General features: G+C 70.9%; 19 protein-coding genes. 9 read left to right on the top strand and 10 right to left on the bottom strand.

Going from position 1 to position 16,990, the window contains the following annotated elements:
• Positions 1–80 precede the first annotated feature (80 nt).
• Positions 81–716 (top strand): hypothetical protein, encoded by a 636-nt coding sequence (locus ABD999_RS30015; protein WP_271277392.1) that lies wholly within the window; start codon positions 81–83, stop codon positions 714–716.
• A 14-nt stretch (positions 717–730) separates the two neighbouring features.
• Here the strand turns inward: ABD999_RS30015 and ABD999_RS30020 are convergent, their stop codons facing one another.
• Positions 731–1,264 (bottom strand): GNAT family N-acetyltransferase, encoded by a 534-nt coding sequence (locus ABD999_RS30020; protein WP_271277391.1) that lies wholly within the window; start codon positions 1,262–1,264, stop codon positions 731–733.
• 54 nt (positions 1,265–1,318) lie between these two features.
• Positions 1,319–1,747 carry a DUF6223 family protein gene (locus tag ABD999_RS30025; protein WP_271277390.1) on the bottom strand — a complete coding sequence of 143 codons (429 nt, stop codon included), beginning with the start codon at positions 1,745–1,747 and terminating at the stop codon, positions 1,319–1,321.
• A gap of 175 nt (positions 1,748–1,922) precedes the next feature.
• On the opposite strand from ABD999_RS30025, the gene ABD999_RS30030 reads away from it, so the two are divergent.
• Positions 1,923–3,131, top strand: coding sequence for an RNA polymerase sigma factor (locus tag ABD999_RS30030; protein WP_271277389.1), 1,209 nt, complete (start codon positions 1,923–1,925; stop codon positions 3,129–3,131).
• A 15-nt stretch (positions 3,132–3,146) separates the two neighbouring features.
• Here the strand turns inward: ABD999_RS30030 and ABD999_RS30035 are convergent, their stop codons facing one another.
• The 6 genes from ABD999_RS30035 to ABD999_RS30060 all read right to left on the bottom strand — a co-directional run bounded on the left by ABD999_RS30035 (position 3,147) and on the right by ABD999_RS30060 (position 7,471).
• The gene (locus ABD999_RS30035; protein WP_148035311.1) at positions 3,147–3,512 is read right to left on the bottom strand and encodes a YciI family protein; all 366 of its coding nucleotides are present in this window, start codon (positions 3,510–3,512) and stop codon (positions 3,147–3,149) included.
• 108 nt (positions 3,513–3,620) lie between these two features.
• Complete coding sequence (locus tag ABD999_RS30040; protein ID WP_222709224.1) at positions 3,621–4,040, bottom strand: S26 family signal peptidase; 420 nt, start codon at positions 4,038–4,040, stop codon at positions 3,621–3,623.
• Between the two features lie 110 nt (positions 4,041–4,150).
• Positions 4,151–4,357: a hypothetical protein gene (locus tag ABD999_RS30045; protein WP_148035312.1), complete on the bottom strand. Its 207-nt coding sequence runs from the start codon at positions 4,355–4,357 to the stop codon at positions 4,151–4,153.
• Positions 4,358–4,461: 104 nt separating this feature from the next.
• The gene (locus ABD999_RS30050) at positions 4,462–6,264 is read right to left on the bottom strand and encodes an ABC transporter ATP-binding protein (RefSeq protein ID WP_271277388.1); all 1,803 of its coding nucleotides are present in this window, start codon (positions 6,262–6,264) and stop codon (positions 4,462–4,464) included.
• Entirely contained in the window at positions 6,261–6,812 is a 552-nt protein-coding gene (locus tag ABD999_RS30055) for a redoxin domain-containing protein (protein WP_187281486.1), read from the bottom strand. The genes ABD999_RS30050 and ABD999_RS30055 overlap by 4 nt, the downstream gene beginning before the upstream one ends.
• A 128-nt stretch (positions 6,813–6,940) precedes the next feature.
• Entirely contained in the window at positions 6,941–7,471 is a 531-nt protein-coding gene (locus ABD999_RS30060) for a MauE/DoxX family redox-associated membrane protein (protein WP_345483004.1), read from the bottom strand.
• Between the two features lie 113 nt (positions 7,472–7,584).
• On the opposite strand from ABD999_RS30060, the gene ABD999_RS30065 reads away from it, so the two are divergent.
• From ABD999_RS30065 to ABD999_RS30080, 4 genes are all read left to right on the top strand, one after another.
• Positions 7,585–8,070: a DinB family protein gene (locus tag ABD999_RS30065; RefSeq protein WP_271277386.1), complete on the top strand. Its 486-nt coding sequence runs from the start codon at positions 7,585–7,587 to the stop codon at positions 8,068–8,070.
• 620 nt (positions 8,071–8,690) lie between these two features.
• The gene (locus ABD999_RS30070; RefSeq protein WP_271277385.1) at positions 8,691–9,209 is read left to right on the top strand and encodes an NUDIX domain-containing protein; all 519 of its coding nucleotides are present in this window, start codon (positions 8,691–8,693) and stop codon (positions 9,207–9,209) included.
• Positions 9,210–9,211: 2 nt separating this feature from the next.
• Positions 9,212–10,174, top strand: a complete 963-nt coding sequence (locus ABD999_RS30075) for a carbohydrate kinase family protein (protein WP_271277384.1) — start codon at positions 9,212–9,214, stop codon at positions 10,172–10,174.
• Positions 10,175–11,259: 1,085 nt separating this feature from the next.
• Positions 11,260–12,501 carry a prenyltransferase/squalene oxidase repeat-containing protein gene (locus ABD999_RS30080; protein WP_271277383.1) on the top strand — a complete coding sequence of 414 codons (1,242 nt, stop codon included), beginning with the start codon at positions 11,260–11,262 and terminating at the stop codon, positions 12,499–12,501.
• A gap of 40 nt (positions 12,502–12,541) precedes the next feature.
• On the opposite strand, the gene ABD999_RS30085 is transcribed toward ABD999_RS30080, so the two are convergent.
• Positions 12,542–13,882 carry an FAD-binding oxidoreductase gene (locus ABD999_RS30085; protein ID WP_271277382.1) on the bottom strand — a complete coding sequence of 447 codons (1,341 nt, stop codon included), beginning with the start codon at positions 13,880–13,882 and terminating at the stop codon, positions 12,542–12,544.
• 165 nt (positions 13,883–14,047) lie between these two features.
• Between ABD999_RS30085 and ABD999_RS30090 the strand changes: the two genes are divergently transcribed.
• On the top strand, positions 14,048–14,929 hold the full coding sequence (locus ABD999_RS30090) for an RNA polymerase sigma-70 factor (protein WP_148035320.1): 882 nt from the start codon (positions 14,048–14,050) through the stop codon (positions 14,927–14,929).
• A gap of 7 nt (positions 14,930–14,936) precedes the next feature.
• Here the strand turns inward: ABD999_RS30090 and ABD999_RS30095 are convergent, their stop codons facing one another.
• On the bottom strand, positions 14,937–15,392 hold the full coding sequence (locus tag ABD999_RS30095) for a flavodoxin family protein (RefSeq protein WP_148035321.1): 456 nt from the start codon (positions 15,390–15,392) through the stop codon (positions 14,937–14,939).
• Between the two features lie 57 nt (positions 15,393–15,449).
• On the opposite strand from ABD999_RS30095, the gene ABD999_RS30100 reads away from it, so the two are divergent.
• Positions 15,450–16,103, top strand: a complete 654-nt coding sequence (locus ABD999_RS30100) for an HNH endonuclease family protein (protein WP_261808938.1) — start codon at positions 15,450–15,452, stop codon at positions 16,101–16,103.
• A 66-nt stretch (positions 16,104–16,169) separates the two neighbouring features.
• Positions 16,170–16,985: an ArsR/SmtB family transcription factor gene (locus tag ABD999_RS30105; RefSeq protein WP_271277381.1), complete on the top strand. Its 816-nt coding sequence runs from the start codon at positions 16,170–16,172 to the stop codon at positions 16,983–16,985.
• Positions 16,986–16,990: the final 5 nt, after the last annotated feature.

A 16,990-nucleotide genomic window follows, 5' to 3' on the forward strand; every position in this document is an offset into this window, starting at 1 on the left:
GTTCGGCGTGACCTCCGACGATTCCGGCGCCGGTCGTCCCTAGCGTCGGCGGCACCACCACTGCTCCCCCGGAGGTCCACATGTCACGCCGAAGCACCGCCGTCGCACTGCTCACCGCCGCCGTCGCCGGCCTGGCCGGCACGATCCTCCTGCCGTCGTCCGCCGACGCCGCCGCCCAGCTCGCCCTGATCGAGGCTCGGCCCGCCCTCTGGATGGGTGCGAACGTGCTGCTCGTCGTCTCGTTCCTGTGCTTCGCCGGTGCCCTGCTCGGGCTCACCGGGCTCTTCCGCGCCCGGGGTTCGCGGCTCGGCGTCACGGGGGCGGTCCTCGCGGCGCTGGGGTGGGCGCTCCACATCGGTCCCGTCGCGTACGTGATGGCCCAGTACCCGCTGGCCCACCACGCGGACCGGGCGGGTGCGGCCGAGATCGCCGGGGCGATGTTCGCGGCGCCGCCCTTCGCCGTGCTCATCGTCCCGGTGCTGCTGACGACCGTCGTGGGCACTCTCACCCTCGCCGTCGCCTTCTGGCGGACGCGGCTGGCACCGCGGTGGGCGGCGGCGACACTGGTGGTGGCGCTGGCAGCCGACTTCGCGGCGCCGGACGCCGTGTCCGGGATCATGATGTTCGCTCTGATGGGTGTCGCGCTGGCACCGTTGGCCGCACGGCTGTTCGTGCTGGAGACGACCGGCGGGGCTCCTGTGGCCGCGCGGGCGTGACGTACCGGCTCCGCTCAACCGGACCACACGCCGAACCACTGCTCGGCGTCGAACTCCTCGAACCGTGCCACCTCGGTGAACCCCAGCTTCGCCGCGAGGCGCATCGAGCGGTCGTTGGCGGTCTGGGTGGTGAGCACCACCGGCTCGCGGGGAAGCGCGCCGGCGACCCAGTCGAGTGCCGCCGCGCACGCCTCGGCGGCGTACCCGAATCCCCACGCCTCCGGCAGGAACATGTAGCCGAGCTCGACCTCACCGCCGTCCGGACGGACGCGACCCGGACGATCGGCCTCGCGCCGCTTGATGTCGACGACGCCGATCATCGACCCGTCGAGATCGACCACGAACAGGCCGGGGCGGCGCCGGGGCACGGCAGGCAACGCGCGCTCGAACTCCTCACGCGGTCGAGGGCCGCCGAGGTAGGCGCCCACCTCGGGCGAGGTGAACAGCTCGATGATCGCTGTACGGTCGCGGGCCTCGGGCTCACGGAGGACGAGCCGCTCGGTCCTGATGGGGGCGGGCGGCCAGGCGACGGGTCCGAGCTCGGTCATGCGGCCAATGTAATGGCGATCTCCGTGGCGGCGTGGCCCTGGGCGGTCGGCCGTTCACTTGCCGGCAGAAGCCCGCGGAGACGCGGGGTGTGGCTCAGCGCGGCGGGAGCGGGCCAGGGCCAGCCCGCCGAGGGCCGCGCCGGCCAGCCCCAGCGCCAGGGCCATGGCCGCCCCGAACACTCCGTTGCCGGTGCCGAGACCGCCGTCGGCGACGGCCAGTTTCACCGCGCCGTTGAGCCCGCCGACGAGCCCTGCCACCAGGGCCGCGATGGCTCTCCTCCTCCCGCCGCTGCCTGCCCGGCGGACGGAGCGCAACGCCAGCCAGCCGATGACCACGCCACCCAGCGCCACCAGTGCGGCCACGCTGGCCCAGACGCGTTCAGGGGTCCCGAGGAACGTGTCGACACCTTGACCCGCGCATTCTGCCGGTGTCGTACACACGGGCGACACCACCTGTGCGGCGAGGTCGAATAGGACGGACATGAGGCGCTCCTCCGCTTCCCGCGACTGGACGCCAAGAACTATGTCCGCTGGACCCGCCGCCGGTCATCCCGCTGACGGAGACATCTCTCCCTACCGCGGACGCCGCAGGAACCGCGAATCTACCGCGTCCGCGGTAGGTGATCGCGCCGTCCTGCGAGGACTGCAGACTGGTGCGGTGAGTGACGTGGCGGAACTGCTGGACCGGATCTGGCGGACGGACGCGGCCGGCATGCTCGGCGCGCTCAGCCGGCGGCTCGGCGACTTCGACCGGGCCGAGGAGGGGTTGTCGGACGCGCTGGCCGAGGCGCTCAGGCGCTGGCCCGACGAGGGCGTGCCGGACAGCCCCACCGGCTGGCTGGTCACCACGGGCTGGCGCAGGGCGCTGGACAGGCTGCGCCGAGACGCCGTCGGCCGGGAGAAGATGGCGCGGCTGGCGGCGGAAGCGCCGCCTGAACCGGGTGTGGACGATCGGCTGGCCATGGTGTTCGCGTGTTGCCACCCGGACCTCCCCGAGCCGGCCCGGGTCGCGCTGACGCTGTACGCCGCCGGTGGCCTGAGTACGGCCGAGATCGCGGCCGCGTTCCTGGTGCCGCTGCCGACGATGGCGCAGCGGCTCTCCCGGGCCAAGCGTCTGCTGCGGAAGCGGGGCATCCGGTTCGAGGTGCCCCAGCCGCATGAGTACGTCGACCGGCTGCCGACCGTGCTCGCGGTGATCTATCTCGTGTTCAACGAGGGCTATCTGTCCAGTGGCCGGTCCGCCCAGCGGCGCGAGCTGGCCCGCGAGGGGGTCGAGCTGGCGCGCCAGCTCGCCGGGCTGCTGCCCCGTGAGCCGGAGGCCGCGGGTCTGGCGGCGTTGCTGGAGCTGCACCAAGCCCGCGTCGACGCGCGGTTCGACTCGCGGGGCCGCATCGTGCTGCTCGGCCGGCAGGACCGGCGACTGTGGGACAGGGCGGCGATCGGACGGGCGGCGCTGCGGCTGCGGGCGGCGGTGCGCCAGGGCCGGCCCGGGCCGTACCAGGTGCAGGCGGGCATCGCCGCGCTCCACGCCCTGGCCGTCTCGTACGAGGCCACCGACTGGGCCGGCGTGCGGGGGTTGTACGACCGGCTGTACGCGTTGGACCCGTCTCCGGTGGTGCTGCTGAACCGGGCGGTGGCCACGCGGTTCGCGGTGGGCCCGGCTCCGGCGCTGGACGAGGTCGACGCGCTCGGGGCCCGGCTCGCCGGCTATCACCTGTGGCACGCCGCCCTGGCCGACCTGCTGGCCGCGCTCGACCGTACGGCCGAGGCGCTGACGGCGGCGGAGCGGGCTCTGGAGCTGGCGACCAACCCGGCAGAACGGGAGCTGATGTCGCGTCGAGTGGGTGAGCTGAGGCGCCGGCTGTGAGACCGGCGCCCAGCGTCAGAGCTGTTCGCGGCTCATCACGGGACGGACCTCCAGCGCGCTCATCCCGGCCGTGAGCGGCCAGGTGGCCGCGATCCGCGCGGCCTCGTCGATGTCGTCGCACTCCAGCATGACGACCGCGCCGATGACCTCCTTGAGTTCCAGGTACGGTCCGTCGCTGATCATCGGCTGACCGGTCCCGTCGGCGCGCACGGTCTTCGCCGTCTCCCGGGGCTGCAGCTCGGCGCCGCCGTCAGCGATCTTGCCGGTCGGCTGCCACCGCTCGTACCAGTCGTAGACCTGCTTCATCGCGTCCTGCTCCTCGGCCGGGGACAGCCCGCTCCACTCGCGGTCGTCGCCGAAGATCAGCATCGCGTACTTCATCGTCACTCCTCGTGGTCGACAGAACTGCGTCGTCCGGGTGACGAACGGGCGGCACCGATCCTCGACAGGTTCCGCGAGAATTCTCGCCGCAGAATCGGCGTCAGGGGTTCAGGTGCCGATGGCGCGTACGACGACGCCGACGAGCTGCTCCTGGGTGACCAGGCCGTAGTCCCGCGAGTCGCGGCTGGCGTCGGGGTTGTCGCCCAGGATCGCCATCCGGCCCGGTGGGATGCGTTCGTGCGCGGGCGACGGTACGTGATCCGGTACGGGGTCCCCCGGTACGGCGGCCAGCCGTTTGATCACGTACCCCGCGGGGTGGCGCGGGTCCGCCATCCGGGCGTCCGGCACGACCACCACGATGTCGCCCACGCTCAGGCGTGACAGGGGCGTGCGGCGTACGAGGAGACGATCGCCGGGGCGCAAGGTGGGCGCCATGCTGAAGCCCGCGACCGTGGCCAGCACGAACCTGCGCCGCAGCACCGCGGCGAAGGCCGCCACGCCGGCACCGGCCAGGAGCACTGCGATCACGACCTGCACGGAAGGCGCCTCACTCGTCGGCGGAACTGCGGGGTAGGGGGACACTGACGCGGAAGCGGCCACCGGCTCCGTGCCGGCGGCCACTCGCGCCTACGTGTCGGCTAGCAGCTGTACTTGGCCCCTCTCACGTTGCAGGGGCCGCAGGTCGTCTGGCTGCTGTCGCAACCGCGGTCGCACCACCGGGAAATGGAATAGACGCCGCTGCAGTAGCAGAATTCCTTCCAGGTCGTGCAGGCGGCTTGAGCGGTGACCTTGGGCACGAAAGCCGACAACATACGGTCGCCGAGGGTGTTGAAGAGTCGCAGCATGCTCTACTCCCTTGTGAGGTTCACGGGCCGTTTCCTTGACGCCGGTAGGCGTCGCCCGATCTTGACCCGTTTCGACCTACAGTAAAGATCCATTCAGGTCCGGGTCAATCCCGATATCCGGCGGCTTGGAGGGAGAACAGCTCGGCGTAGAGCCCTCCTGCCTCGACCAGTTCGTCGTGCCGCCCGGCTTGCGCCACGGTGCCGCCGTCGAGCACCAGGATCAGGTCCGCGTCCCGGATCGTGCCGAGCCGGTGCGACACCAGCAGGCTGGTGCCACCGTCGCGCAGCCGCCGGAAGCCCTGGTGGATCTCGTGCTCGGCCTCGGCGTCGAGGCGGGCGCTCGGCTCGTCGAGGATGAGCAGGTCACGGCCGCCGCGCAGGAAGCTGCGGGCGATGGCGACCCGTTGCCACTGCCCGCCGGAGAGCGTGGTGCCCGGGGTCGTCCCGTTGAGTTCGTCGCCGGCGAAGTAGATGCGGCTGAGCAGCGTGTCGTACCCGTGCGGGAGCCCGCTGAGGATGTCGTGCACCCCCGCGTCCCGCGCGGCGGCCTCGATGCGTGGGCGGTCCGTCAGGGCTTCCGCGTCACCGATGCCGATGTTCTCGGCGGCCGACAGCTCGTAGGAGACGAAGTCCTGGAAGACGCCCGCGATCCGGGCGCGCAGCTGCGCCGGGTCGAGGTCGCGCAGGTTGACGCCGTCCCAGAGGATCTCGCCGCGGTCCGGGTCGTAGAAGCGGCACAGGAGCTTGATGATCGTGCTCTTGCCGGCGCCGTTGTATCCGGCGAGGGCCACCGCCTGGCCCTTCGGGATCGTCACGGTGACGCCGCGCAGCACCCACGGGAGGTCCTCCCGGTAGCGGAACCAGACGTCACGCAGCTCGATGCCGTGCCGCAGCGGTTCCACCGGACGGGGGCGGGCCGGCACCGGCAGGTCCTGCTCCGCTTCCACGACGGCGAGGTAGTGACCGAACATCAGCAGCTGGGTGTGCGCTCCGGCCAGGTCGCGCACGACGCCGAGCAGCGCCGCCTGCACCGCGGCCACCGCGGCGACCAGCATGGCCACGTCGCCGACGGTGACCGTTCCGGCGGCCGCGGCGTTGACCACCCAGACCAGGCAGCCGCCCGCCACCCCGGTCGAGAGCATGGTGAGCAGCGCCTCCGTGCTCAGGGCCCGCCGGTCCATGGCCCGCTCCACCCGGTTCGCGGTACGGCGTTCGCCGAGCATCCGTCCCCGGAGGAAGGAGCCGACGCCGAACAGCCTCACCTCGGTGGCCGCCTCGACGTCGGACAGCAGCTGGCCGTAGAACAGCTCACGCCGTTCGTGCGGCCCCACGGTGTTCATGGTCTCGGCCCGCCGGCGGGCGAGCGCGAACTCGGCGCCGACCGCGGGCAGCGCGCCGACCAGGACGACGACCGCCAGAACGGGGCTGACGGTGACCAGTGAGACGACGAACCCGGCGGTCACCAGGACCTGCTGGAGCAGGTTCAGGCTCACGGCCACGATCTCTGCCGGTCCTGAGCCGCCGGCGTGACGGGCGAAGCGCAACCGGTCCGCGAACTGCGGGTCCTCGAACCGTCCCAGACCGACCAGCCGGTTGACCGCGGCGTAGAGCTGGTCGAGGGCGGCGAGTGCGACGATCCGTCCCTGTTCGGCCCGCAGGTAGCGCAGCACCTGCGCCAGCAGCGCCGTCAGGATGCCCGCGGCGACCAGGCCGGCGATCGGCCCCGTCAGGTCCGCGGGCCCGCCGGGGGCGCTCAGCTGATCGAAGACGATCTTCGTCAGCCAGGCGACGGCGACCGGCGCCCCCGCGCCCAGCACCGTGAGCACGAGCTGGGCGATGGTCGTACGCGCCGCGAACCGCCAGGCCAGCCGCCAGGCGGCGAGAGCCACCCGCCTGCCGGCCGTCACAGGGCCACGGAGTCGGGAAGGACGTCGACCTTGAAACCGGTCACCTGGAGGACGCCGTCCTGGCCCATGAGGCAGAAGGCCGGGTATCCGCGCAGGCCGAACGCCGCGGCCATGGCACCGTCGACGTCCCCTTCGATGACGATCTGCGCGATCCCGCCCAGTTCCTCGCGCAGTCCGCCGAGCTCCTCGGGCGAGCCGAGGAGCACCGCGATCACCTGGTCGCGCCCGCCCGGCAGGCCGGACGCGTACCGGATGAAGGCGGGTTTCTGCTCCTCGCAGGTCGGGCAGCGCGGCGAGAAGAAGGCCACGAGCATCCCCGGCCGCAGATCGTCACGGGTCACCGTCCGGTCGTCGCCCGTCACGGCGCTGAACTCGCCGACGCGGGCGCCGGCGGGCAGGGTGATCTCTTCCTGTCCGGGGGGATGCCCGCCCCCTCGGTTGATCAGCTCGGTGTGCTCGCGCAGGCGCCGGATCACCGCGACGGTGAGCACCAGGTTGAGCAGGCAGATGATGAAGACGATCGCTAACGCGGCCCACAAGACTGACACGGCGTAATCCTCCGAGTTGATCGTTTTCGGAGCGGCCAGGATAGTACAGGTCTAGTCAGGCGAAGCGGTCCATGATTATCGACAGGGCATTCTCTGCGCATAACACGACATAGGGATCAAACCGGCTGTTATCTCGCCGTCGGCTTGAACAACGCGACGAGGTCCTCGAACGCCGTGATCAGGATGCCGGCGACCAGTCCGGCGACACCGGCGAGCAGGGCGTACGGCACCTCGAACGCGCCCGGCGCGGAGGCGCCCGCCAGCCCGAGGACGGCGACGCAGACGAGGATCAGGTTGCGCACGATGTGGATCGGACCCAGGGGCGTGCTCGACGCTCCGAAGCACCGGCAGGGGGCGCGGTTGCCGCGCGACAGCGCCCGCCCGATCACCAGGGTGAAGGACAGCAGGAGGCAGCCTGCCAGGGCGAAGCCGATCCACCCCGCCACCCGCACGGGGACGAGCAGCAGCACGGCGACGACGATCTCGGTCGCGACCACGGCGAACGCCGCCGGCCGCAGGAGGGGGCCGGGCACCTGGTCCAGTTGGCGCAGCGAACCGACGAAGGCGGCCCAGCCGGCCTTCCCCGAGACCTTGGTCCAGGCCGCCGTGACGAAGACCGCCGCGAGCAGCAGCCGACAGGCCACGTCCAAATAGTGCACGGTGGGCCAACCTATCCACCGCGCCCAGCCACCACAACCGCGTAACCCGAGAACTGTCAGGGGCGGCCGCTAGCCTGCGGTGCGGCGGGCTGGTCGGCGAAGGGTGTGGGCCGGTGGGCAACAGCGAGAAGCAGGCCCTGTTGACGTTCCTGGAGGCGCAGCGCGCCGCCGTGCTGGCGATCATCGACGGTCTCGGCGACGACGCCCTGACGACCGCCGTCCTGCCCTCGGGGTGGACGCCGCTGGGTCTCGTCGAGCATCTCGGTCACGCCGAGCGGCACTGGTTCCAGGAGGTCGCCCTGGGTTCGGCCGACCCACTGCCCTGGCCGGCCGACGACCACGAGCCGCTCACGACCCCGCGCTCGCCGTCGACGGTGCTGGCCTTCTACCGCGCCCAGTGCGAGCGGTCCGACGCCGTCCTGGCCGCCATGCCGCTGTCGATGCGGCCCCGGGGGCGCCATCCTCATCCGCCGGGAGATCAGATCACCGACTTACGGCAGATCGCGCTGCACATGATCGAGGAGACCGCCCGTCATGCCGGACACCTCGACGTCGTGCGCGAGTTGATCGACGGGAAGACCGGGCTCGGGCCTCGCTAGCGCCCGCCCTTCGTGACGAGCCCGCTGAGCTGCGGTTATAGCGGAGAGGCGCGCCGGACGGCCTTTTTAGTGATCTCCGTAGCGGTTCCCAGGGCCTTCCCGTACCCTGTGGCCCGAGCGCAAACGATCTTCAAGAATCGGGAGGCTTCAGATGAAGAGGGCCCCGACAGCACCTGCAAGCTGCTCCGGCAGGGCGAGACGCGGCGGAGCGAGTCGACTCCCCCAGCGGTCTACGAGACCACGAAGATCTGCTGAAACCCGTAAGGGCATGAGCCCTTCATCCTCATGGCCGAGCGGCCGGCGATAGGTGAAAGGCTTCACGCTTGTCGGCGTCGAAGAGTTCCCGGATGCCGCGTGGAAAGGGCGTCTTAAACGGGGCTTCAGAGGGCAGGCAACATAAAGTCGCTTTCGGGCAACATTATTGCGGAGTCTGGATGTCGGCGATCCGAACTGCCACACTGAAAAAGCCGCACTTCGGATGATCCACCGCCGCCAAGGCGCTGTCGAACGCTTCACGACTGGTGGAAACTGCCTGACGGACGAGGTAGAAGCGCTAGTGTGGGGCGCCGGCCGTGTCGCGACCGGCGTTCAGGCGTTCCCGCTCGGCAAAGGTGAAGTCAATGGTGGACCGGCTCTTGGGCGGCCTGACAGAGGCTGATCTGGCGAATGAGGAAAAAGTGCGCATCGTCGTCGCGCAGAAAGCCTTCATGGCCGACCGGAACCGCCTGTTGCTCGTCCGCAAATCGCCATCCGACCCCTACAACCCCGGTTTGTGGGAGGTGCCCGGCGGGCGAATGCGGGGCGCGGACGAAGGGCTCGACGAGCACATCGTGCGCGAGGTCCGCGAGGAGGCGGGCATCGAGATCGAGCCCGGTCCTCCCTTTCACATGTGGGACTGGGCCATGCCGGCCGACGACGGCGGTTGTGTCCGGGTCATCGCCGTGGCCCGGCAGTGTCGGGCGTTGTCGCACGAGGTGACCACCTCCGGCCAGATCTCCGGCGACCACATCGACGAGGTGAGGTGGGTGCCGCTCGACGCCGTCGCCCGCTATCCGCTCATTCCCGGGATCGATGGGGCGGTCGAGCGGTTCCTGCGGCTGCGCGGCGCGCATCCGTCCGAAGCCGTCTGCCGCCGCTGACCATGATTCCCGCCGACGGAGAGCGCCGGTTCAGTCTGGTCGCGATCGGTGAGATCCGGATCGACGTCCGCGTGCGGGTCGACTCCCTTCGCTTTCGCGACGTGTGCGGCGACCAGTTCCATTACGCGCCGGTGCGCATCACTCCGGCGGGCGTCGCGCTGCAGATGGCCCGCCAGGCGATCGGCCTCTTCGCCACCGTCACGCTGGTGTCGAGGATCGGGCGTGACGAGTTCGCCGATCCGATACGGGCCCAGGTGACCGCGATGGGGGTGACGCCGCGGCTGACCGTGGTGGAAGGCGCCTCGACCGCGCGGGTGCTCGTCATGCGTGACACCTCGGAGGGGCACGGGGTCCGCCTGATGGTCGCCGAACCGCTGTCGGACCTCCAGATGCTGGGCGTGTCGGACGTGCGGGCGGCGATCCGGGAGATCGCCGCGGCGGACGCCCTCTTCCTGACGGGATACGAGCTGCTGCACGCCCGGTCGGCCGAAGCCGTGCTGGAAGCCGCGGCCGTCGCCCGGTCGCACTCCACGGTGATCTGCCTCGACCTGGTGCCGCACGACATCCACCGCAGGATCCCCCCGGCCCGGCTGCTGCCGCTCCTGGAGGCGGCGGACGTCGTGGTGGGCGAGCTGGAAACGCTGCGTGGCGTGGTGGACGCCCCTGACGGCGGCCCCGAACTTCTGTTTCCCCTGCTCGACGCGGTGCACAAGGCCGCACCGGTGTGGATGATCCGCTCGGGGGCCGGTGGCGCGAGCCGGTCGACGATCTACCAACAGGACCGCCTGCACGTCGACTACCCCACCGGCTACGAGCGCGTCTCCGATCCCATGGGCTTCGGCGACCTGCTCACCGCGCGTGAGCTGCGCTGGCTGCTGTCAACGGGGCTCGCCCCGGCCTCCGCGGACGGGAGCAGCTTCCGGAGCGTCGCCATGAACCGCTCGCGCGTCTCCGGCAGCCCGTAGATGTCCTGCCAGCGCCACCGCTCGCCGGGCGGCGCGGCGCACATCCTGAGGAACTGCGTGGGCAACGATCCCGGGCAGGGGTAGGTGGTCGTTCCCTCGGCGTCCTCCAGGTAGAGGTAGGAGACGCCGCTCCGGAACAGCTCCGCCGGGCCGGCGGAGGTGCCGGACAGGGCCTCGCGCTCGATCCCGGCGCGGACCGGGCCGGCCCCGGGCAGGAAGTGCAGGTGCGCGTGGTCGATGCAGGAGCCCGCGCCGTGCGGGCCGGCCGGGCCGTGTTCGAAGACCGTCACGGGGCGGCCGTAGACCGCCTCCAGCCACCGGGTGACCTCCCGCTTCCGCCGGGCGACCTCCCGCGCCAGGCCGGGCGGGCACGCGCCGAAGCACGGGAAGTGGCGGGTGGAGACCAGCAGGAGATGGCCCTCGGTGAGAGGAGCCAGATCCGGCGCGCACCACAGGAACTCGTCACCCCACAGCAGGGCGGCCGCACCGGGAACACCGGCGTCCTGGTTCATCCGAAACCGGAAACGACCGCAAAATACACAATCCTCCTCTTGGCCGGTTTTTGACACGTTTTCAGAAAGCATGACGGCGCCGTCTCGATTTTCGGGCGTGCCGTACCGTGGAATGAGGACTCCGCCGGGCGGGAGAAGTTCGAAGGCTTCCGGCAGCAGATGACCGGCCGTCTCCATGTCGCAGTGAATGCGCCGGTAGAAACCCGCTGGATACGGCAGGGCACCCGGGATCGGGCGGGTAACAATGCCCTCCTCCGCGGCCCAGGTCCCGGTGGCGGTGGTGAGATGGGCCAGGGAAGCCCGCCGGGGAAGGGATCGGGCCCACTCGGTCGTGCCGCCGATCGCGAGGATATCGCCGTCCTCAATATGAAAGCCAGAAACCACCGATCTGCACCGTCCCGAATGAGGTATGGCGACCGGACACTTCGGCTATATCAAAGCGTGACGTTAGTTGCAATGGGGGGAACGGTACGCTCCGGGAAAAGCGGCGACGGGGGAACGGCCTTGTTGCACGAGATCGATCTGTCACAGTCCGAGAGCGCGTTGAACAAGTCGATGGACTTGTTGCGCCACATGTACAACGAAAGTCCCGCGGGTGGGGGCGGCTGGTACCACCTGCTCGACACCGTCCCGCCGGGGGCGACCGCGACCGCCGTGGCGTTGCTGACCTTCCACGTCGCGGGTGAGTCTCCGCCCCACCTGGAGGACGCGCTCAACTTCCTCAGGGTCCGCCAGATCAAGGACGAGGACCCGAAGGTCGACGGCGGCTGGTGGACCAACACCAGCAAGGACAAGCCGGTGGTCGAGGCGACCGCCTGGGTGGTGCGGTGCCTGGCCGCGCTGCGGTGCGACGACCAGCCGACGACTCCCGACCTCTCACGGGCGGTGTCCTGGTTGCGCAACAACCAGGACAGGTCCGGCGGCTGGGGCTCCTTCCACGGCTGCCCGCCCCGCGTCTGGCTGACGTGCCTGGCCCTGCGGGCCCTGCTGGAGGCGGCGCCCCAGGACCCGGCGGTCGACAAGGGGGTGGCGTGGCTGATCGAGCAGCAGCTGCCCTCCGGCGGCTGGGCCCCGGAGCCCCGCCAGAACCAGGCACGCGTCGCCCACACCGCGTCGGCGCTCACCACGCTGGTGAAGGCCGGCGTCGACCCGGCGTCCGAGAAGGTGGCCAAGGGCTTCGACTGGCTCCTCGCCAACCTGGACACCTCCTCCCTGGTGGAGATCGGCAACCGGGAGGAACGGTCCAACGTCCTCTTCCTGCGTACGGACAAGGGCGAGGAATACTGGCTCCCGCCGTCGCTGACGCACTACGCGCTGCCGGTGGCGACCACGGCGCTGATGCACCATCCGCGGTTCCAGAGCATCGACGTGGCGGGGAAGCTGGCGCAGTCCTTCGACACGATCGTCACCGAGCAGTGTCAGGACGGGTCCTGGCCCAACAGCATGAGCACGCACATCACTCTGTGGGGGGTGTGGCCCTGCGTGGAGGCTCTGGCGTCGCTCAGGAGCGTCAGGCTCGCTCGTGCCGGGGATCAGATCGTCTGGATGGAAGGCGCGATCGTGATCCGGCAGAAGGACGGGAAGAACCTGCCGATCGAGAAGGTCCTGCGTCCTCTGCTGCCGCGGCGCCGGTGGGCCGGGTCCCTGCGGTGGTTGCGGAGGCACTGGGCCTGGGTGTCGCTGGCGCTCTTCGTGGCGGGAGGAGCCGTGGGGCTGGCGACGCGGCTGATCCAGCTGACGGAGTTCGCCTTCGGGCTGATCTTGCCGATCGTCCTCCTGGTGCTCCAGCGCTTCATCGATCGCAAACGCCAGTGACGCGGCCGGCCGGCCACTGACATGGCCGGCCGGTTCCTGTCTACCGGGGCCGGATGTTGTGGTTGCCGGTGAACAGGTTGCCGGGGTCGTACTGACGCTTGACCGCGGCGAGCCGCTCGTAGGTCGGCGCCGGGTAGACGGCGGCGACGTCCTCCTCGGTGGCGGTTGCGAGGAAGTTGGCGTAGGCGCCGCCGGCGTGCGGCGCGAGTTTCGCCCAGAGCGCTTCCAGGGCGGGACGCGCGGCCTCGACGACCGGCTCGGGGCCCGCGACGGTGGTCGTGAACATCAGCTCCGCCTGGCGGTGCGCGTAGGCGGTGGCGTCGGGGGCCACGCGGGACACGGCGCCGCCGACGCTGCGGACGGCGATGAACGGCGGCCTTTCCGACGCCCCGGCCTCGGCCAGCACCTTGAGCGCGGCGGGCGCCGCGTCACCGCCGGTGAAGGCGCTCCGGGTGAACACGCGGAAACCCGGCGGCGGGGTGGCGCCCTCCACGAGCGTGTCCGCGAAAGGCCGCGGTGCGACGTCGTCGTCGATGACCGTGCCGAGGCGGCGGATCGGGTCGATGGCTCCGGCCGCGCGCTCCGGGTCGTCGCCGTCGAAGGCGACGCGGATCTCGACGGGCGCTTCGGGGCCGCCCGCGAAGGGGTTGGCGAACTCCGCGACGGAGGTGAGCTCTTCAGGGGCGGTGCGGAGGAGGTCCGCCCAGCCCTGGAGCACGGCCGCCGCCTCCCGCGCGGGGAAGGCGATCCGGCCGAAGAAGACGTCCGTCGTCGGGTGTGCCGCGAACGCGAAGGCGGTCACGATCCCGAAGTTGCCGCCGCCGCCGCGGATCGCCCAGAACAGCTCCGGGTTCTCCCGCGCGGAGGCCCGCACGGTCTCCCCATCGGCGGTGACCAGCTCCGCGGCGACCAGGTTGTCCAGGGCCAGGCCGTGCTTCCTGACCTTCCAGCCGATGCCCCCGCTCAAGGTCAGCCCGCCGACCCCGACTCCCTTGGTGTCACCCGAGGAGATCGCCAGGCCGTGCGGGGCCAGCGCGGTCGCGACCTGGCCCCAGGTGGCGCCGCCGCCGATCCGTACGAGGTGACGCTCCTTGTCGGTGACCTCCACGCTCGCGAGCGCGCCGAGGTCGATCACCACGCCGCCGTCGTTGGTGCCGAAGCCCGCGAAGGCGTGGCCGCCTCCTCGTACGGACAGCCGGAGGCCGGCGCCGGCGGCGAATCTCACACCCGCCCGCACGTCCCCGACGCTCCTGGGCCGCAGGACCCAGGCAGGACTGCCCGTCACCAGCACGGAACGACTGGCCGACGCGTACTCGGCCGATCCCGGTTCGACGATGTCGCCGCCGAAGTCGCGGCGCAGGGTTTCCAGTGCTGAACTCATGATGTTCCTTCCGTACGCGGTCTGACGAGCAAGAGATCCCGGCGGCGCGACGCTTGTGACAGCACGGCGGGTGTGACGTATGTCACCGAGTCCGGGTGTCACACGGCGGCGGCGGCCGGGATCGTATGCGTGGCACGGTCGGGAACGGACAGGCGAGGAGCAGTGATGGGCGAAGGCAGCGAGCATCCGGCGACCGAGGCGTTCCTCGCCCACCGCAACCTGCTGTTCACGGTCGCCTACGAGATGCTGGGCTCGGCCGCCGACGCGGAGGACGTCCTGCAAGAAACCTGGCTGCGGTGGGCGGGCGTCGATCTCGGTACGGTGCGGGATCAGCGTGCTTATCTGGTACGGATCGTCACGCGGCAGGCGCTGAAACGGCTGCGCACGCTCGGCCGGCGCAAGGAGTCCTACGTCGGCCCGTGGCTGCCCGAGCCGCTGCTGACCGCGCCCGACGTGGCCGAGGACGTCGAGCTGGCCGAGAGCGTCTCGATGGCGATGCTGCTGGTGCTGGAGACGCTGACGCCGACCGAGCGGGCGGTGTTCGTGCTGCGTGAGGTGTTCGACCTGGCCTACGACGAGATCGCGGAAGCCGTCGGCAAGAGCGCGGCCGCGGTCCGCCAGATCGCCCACCGGGCGCGGTCCCACGTCGCCGCCCGCCGGCCGCGCGGGGCCGCCTCACCGGCCGAGACCCGCGACGTGCTGGAGGCGTTCCGGCGGGCGGTCGAGACGGGCGACCTGCGGCGGCTCCTCGACGTCCTCGCGCCCGACGTCGTCCTGCTGGCGGACGGCGGCGGGCTCGTGCCGGCCGCGCCCGCGCCCGTCGTGGGAGCCGGTCAGGTGGCCGCGCTGCTGAAAAGGGTCGCCCGCACGGCGTCGCCGCAGCCGGCGCTGGTCAACGGCTGCCCCGCGCTGGTCATCCGTGCCGATGGCGAGGTCGAGACCGTCATGGCGGTGCGCGTCGAGGACGGCCTCATCACCGGGCTCTACGCCGTGCGCAATCCCGAGAAGTTGTCGCGCATGGAGCGGGAGACCGCGGTGAGCCGCTGAGCCGCCGTCAGCCGGGGCTGATCGTGGCGGCGACCGTGGCGCCGAGCTCCCAGCAGGCTTCCAGGTCGTCCTTGCCGGGGGCGCCCGTCACCGACGCCGGGCGCCGGACCCGCTCCCAGCCGAGTCCGGTGGCAATCGACTCCACCGCGCGGACGGCGCCGGTCGTGTCGTTGTTGCCGTGCACGTACAGGGCGTACGGCAGGCGGCGGGTCTCCTCCAGGCAGGGGTAGTAGATCGTGTCGAAGAAGTGCTTGAGCGCGCCGCTCATGTAGCCGATGTTGGCCGGGGTGCCCAGGATGAGGCCGTCGGCCGCGAACACGTCGACGGCGGTGGCGGCCAGCGCCGGGCGGGTGACGACCTCCACGCCCTCGACCTCGTCGGTGGTGGCGCCCTCCCGGACGGCCTCGAAGAGCTCGCGGAGCGTGGGCGAGGTGGTGTGGTGCACGATCAGCAGGCGCGTCACGTCATCGATCCTTTCACGGCGAGGTTAGCCGCGCCGCGAGCGGGGATGCCGCTCGTCATGGGTGAAACCATGATCTTCCTGCGGCGGGCGACCAACGTCGCCGTGCTCACTCTCCTCGTCCTCCCGATCACCGCCGTTCTCACTGCCCCGCCCGCGGCGGCCGAATCCCGCAAGCAGGCCGCCGCCCGGGCCCGGAGCATGCTGGCGCAGCTCAAGGTCGCCAGGCCGTTGTCCATCCGCGGTTACAGCCGCGAGAAGTTCCGCCCCCACTGGGCGGACCGCAAGGGGAGGTGCAGTACGCGGGAGCTCGTCCTGGCCCGCGACGGGCGGCGCGTCCGCCGGAACGCGGCCTGCCACCCGGTCAAGGGAGTCTGGTTCAGCCCGTACGACGGCAAGAAGCTGAAGAGCGAGAGGTACGTGGACGTCGACCACGTGGTGCCGCTCGCGTACGCCTGGCGGTCGGGCGCCAAGCGGTGGAGCCCGGCCAAGCGGCGCGCGTTCGCCAACGACATCAGGCGGCCCGAACTGCTCACCGTGAGCCATTCCGCCAACATCGCCAAGGGGGCCAAGGGCCCGCAAAGCTGGCGTCCGCCGCGCCGCGCCCACTGGTGCCGGTACGCGACGTCATGGATCACCGTGAAGCGTCACTACCGGCTCTTCGTCACCCGCAAGGAGAAGACGGCCCTGCTCAACATGCTGCGCACCTGTTGACATGCAGCCGTTTGGCTGCCTATCGTTCATAGGCAGCCAAACGGCTGCGCATTCGAGGTGGTAGCTGTGGACGACGTGTTCAAGGCGCTGGCCGACGCCAGCCGCCGCATGCTCCTGGACAGTCTCAACGCCCGTGACGGCCAGACCCTGAGCGAGCTCTGCGACGGGCTGGACATGGCCCGCCAGTCGGTCAGCAAGCACCTGGCCGTCCTGGAGGCCGCCGAGCTGATCACCACGGTCAGGCACGGCAGGGAGAAGCTCCACTACCTCAACGCCGCCCCGATCAACGACATCGCCGAGCGCTGGATCCGCCGCTACGACCGGCGGCGCGTCCAGTCGCTGTCGGCGCTGAAGCGAGCCCTTGAGGAGACGGCTGTGTCCAAGCCCGAGTTCGTCTACACGTCCTACATCGTCACCACGCCGGAGCGCCTGTGGCGCGCGCTGACCGAGCCGGAGTTCACCCGGGCCTACTGGGGTCTCACCCTGGAGTCGGCCTGGACCAAGGGCGCCCCCGTCACATGGCGTACCGAGGGCTCGGTCGTCGACGACGGCGGCAGCGTGGTCCTGGAGTCCGACCCCTACCGGCGGCTCTCGTACAGCTGGCACACCTTCACCCGGGAGTGGGCCGATGACGCCGGCGTCGCCCCGGACGTCCTCGCCGAGATCGCCGCCGAGCCCCGCTCTCGCGTGACCTTCGATCTCGAACCGGCCGGGGACCGGGTCAAGCTCACCGTCGTCCACGACGGGTTCGAGCCGGGCAGCACCGTTCTGGAGATGATCAAGGGGGGATGGCCTGACCTGCTGTCCGAACTCAAAACCCTGCTCGAACGGCAGCCGGCCGGTGTTGAGGACGGATCACGGCGACCTAACGCCGAGCGTTGACCGTC

Source organism: Nonomuraea ferruginea (assembly GCF_039540635.1).
Taxonomy (GTDB): Bacteria; Actinomycetota; Actinomycetes; order Streptosporangiales; family Streptosporangiaceae; genus Nonomuraea; species Nonomuraea ferruginea.

Excerpts from the sequence above, each read along its gene's own strand:
- ABD999_RS30015 (WP_271277392.1), top strand. The coding sequence starts at position 81 with ATGTCACGCCGAAGCACCGCCGTCGCACTGCTCACCGCCGCCGTCGCC.
- ABD999_RS30020 (WP_271277391.1), bottom strand. The coding sequence starts at position 1,264 with ATGACCGAGCTCGGACCCGTCGCCTGGCCGCCCGCCCCCATCAGGACC.
- ABD999_RS30025 (WP_271277390.1), bottom strand. The coding sequence starts at position 1,747 with ATGTCCGTCCTATTCGACCTCGCCGCACAGGTGGTGTCGCCCGTGTGT.
- ABD999_RS30035 (WP_148035311.1), bottom strand. The coding sequence starts at position 3,512 with ATGAAGTACGCGATGCTGATCTTCGGCGACGACCGCGAGTGGAGCGGG.
- ABD999_RS30045 (WP_148035312.1), bottom strand. The coding sequence starts at position 4,357 with ATGCTGCGACTCTTCAACACCCTCGGCGACCGTATGTTGTCGGCTTTC.
- ABD999_RS30070 (WP_271277385.1), top strand. The coding sequence starts at position 8,691 with ATGGTGGACCGGCTCTTGGGCGGCCTGACAGAGGCTGATCTGGCGAAT.
- ABD999_RS30075 (WP_271277384.1), top strand. The coding sequence starts at position 9,212 with ATGATTCCCGCCGACGGAGAGCGCCGGTTCAGTCTGGTCGCGATCGGT.
- ABD999_RS30080 (WP_271277383.1), top strand. The coding sequence starts at position 11,260 with ATGTACAACGAAAGTCCCGCGGGTGGGGGCGGCTGGTACCACCTGCTC.
- ABD999_RS30085 (WP_271277382.1), bottom strand. The coding sequence starts at position 13,882 with ATGAGTTCAGCACTGGAAACCCTGCGCCGCGACTTCGGCGGCGACATC.
- ABD999_RS30090 (WP_148035320.1), top strand. The coding sequence starts at position 14,048 with ATGGGCGAAGGCAGCGAGCATCCGGCGACCGAGGCGTTCCTCGCCCAC.
- ABD999_RS30100 (WP_261808938.1), top strand. The coding sequence starts at position 15,450 with ATGGGTGAAACCATGATCTTCCTGCGGCGGGCGACCAACGTCGCCGTG.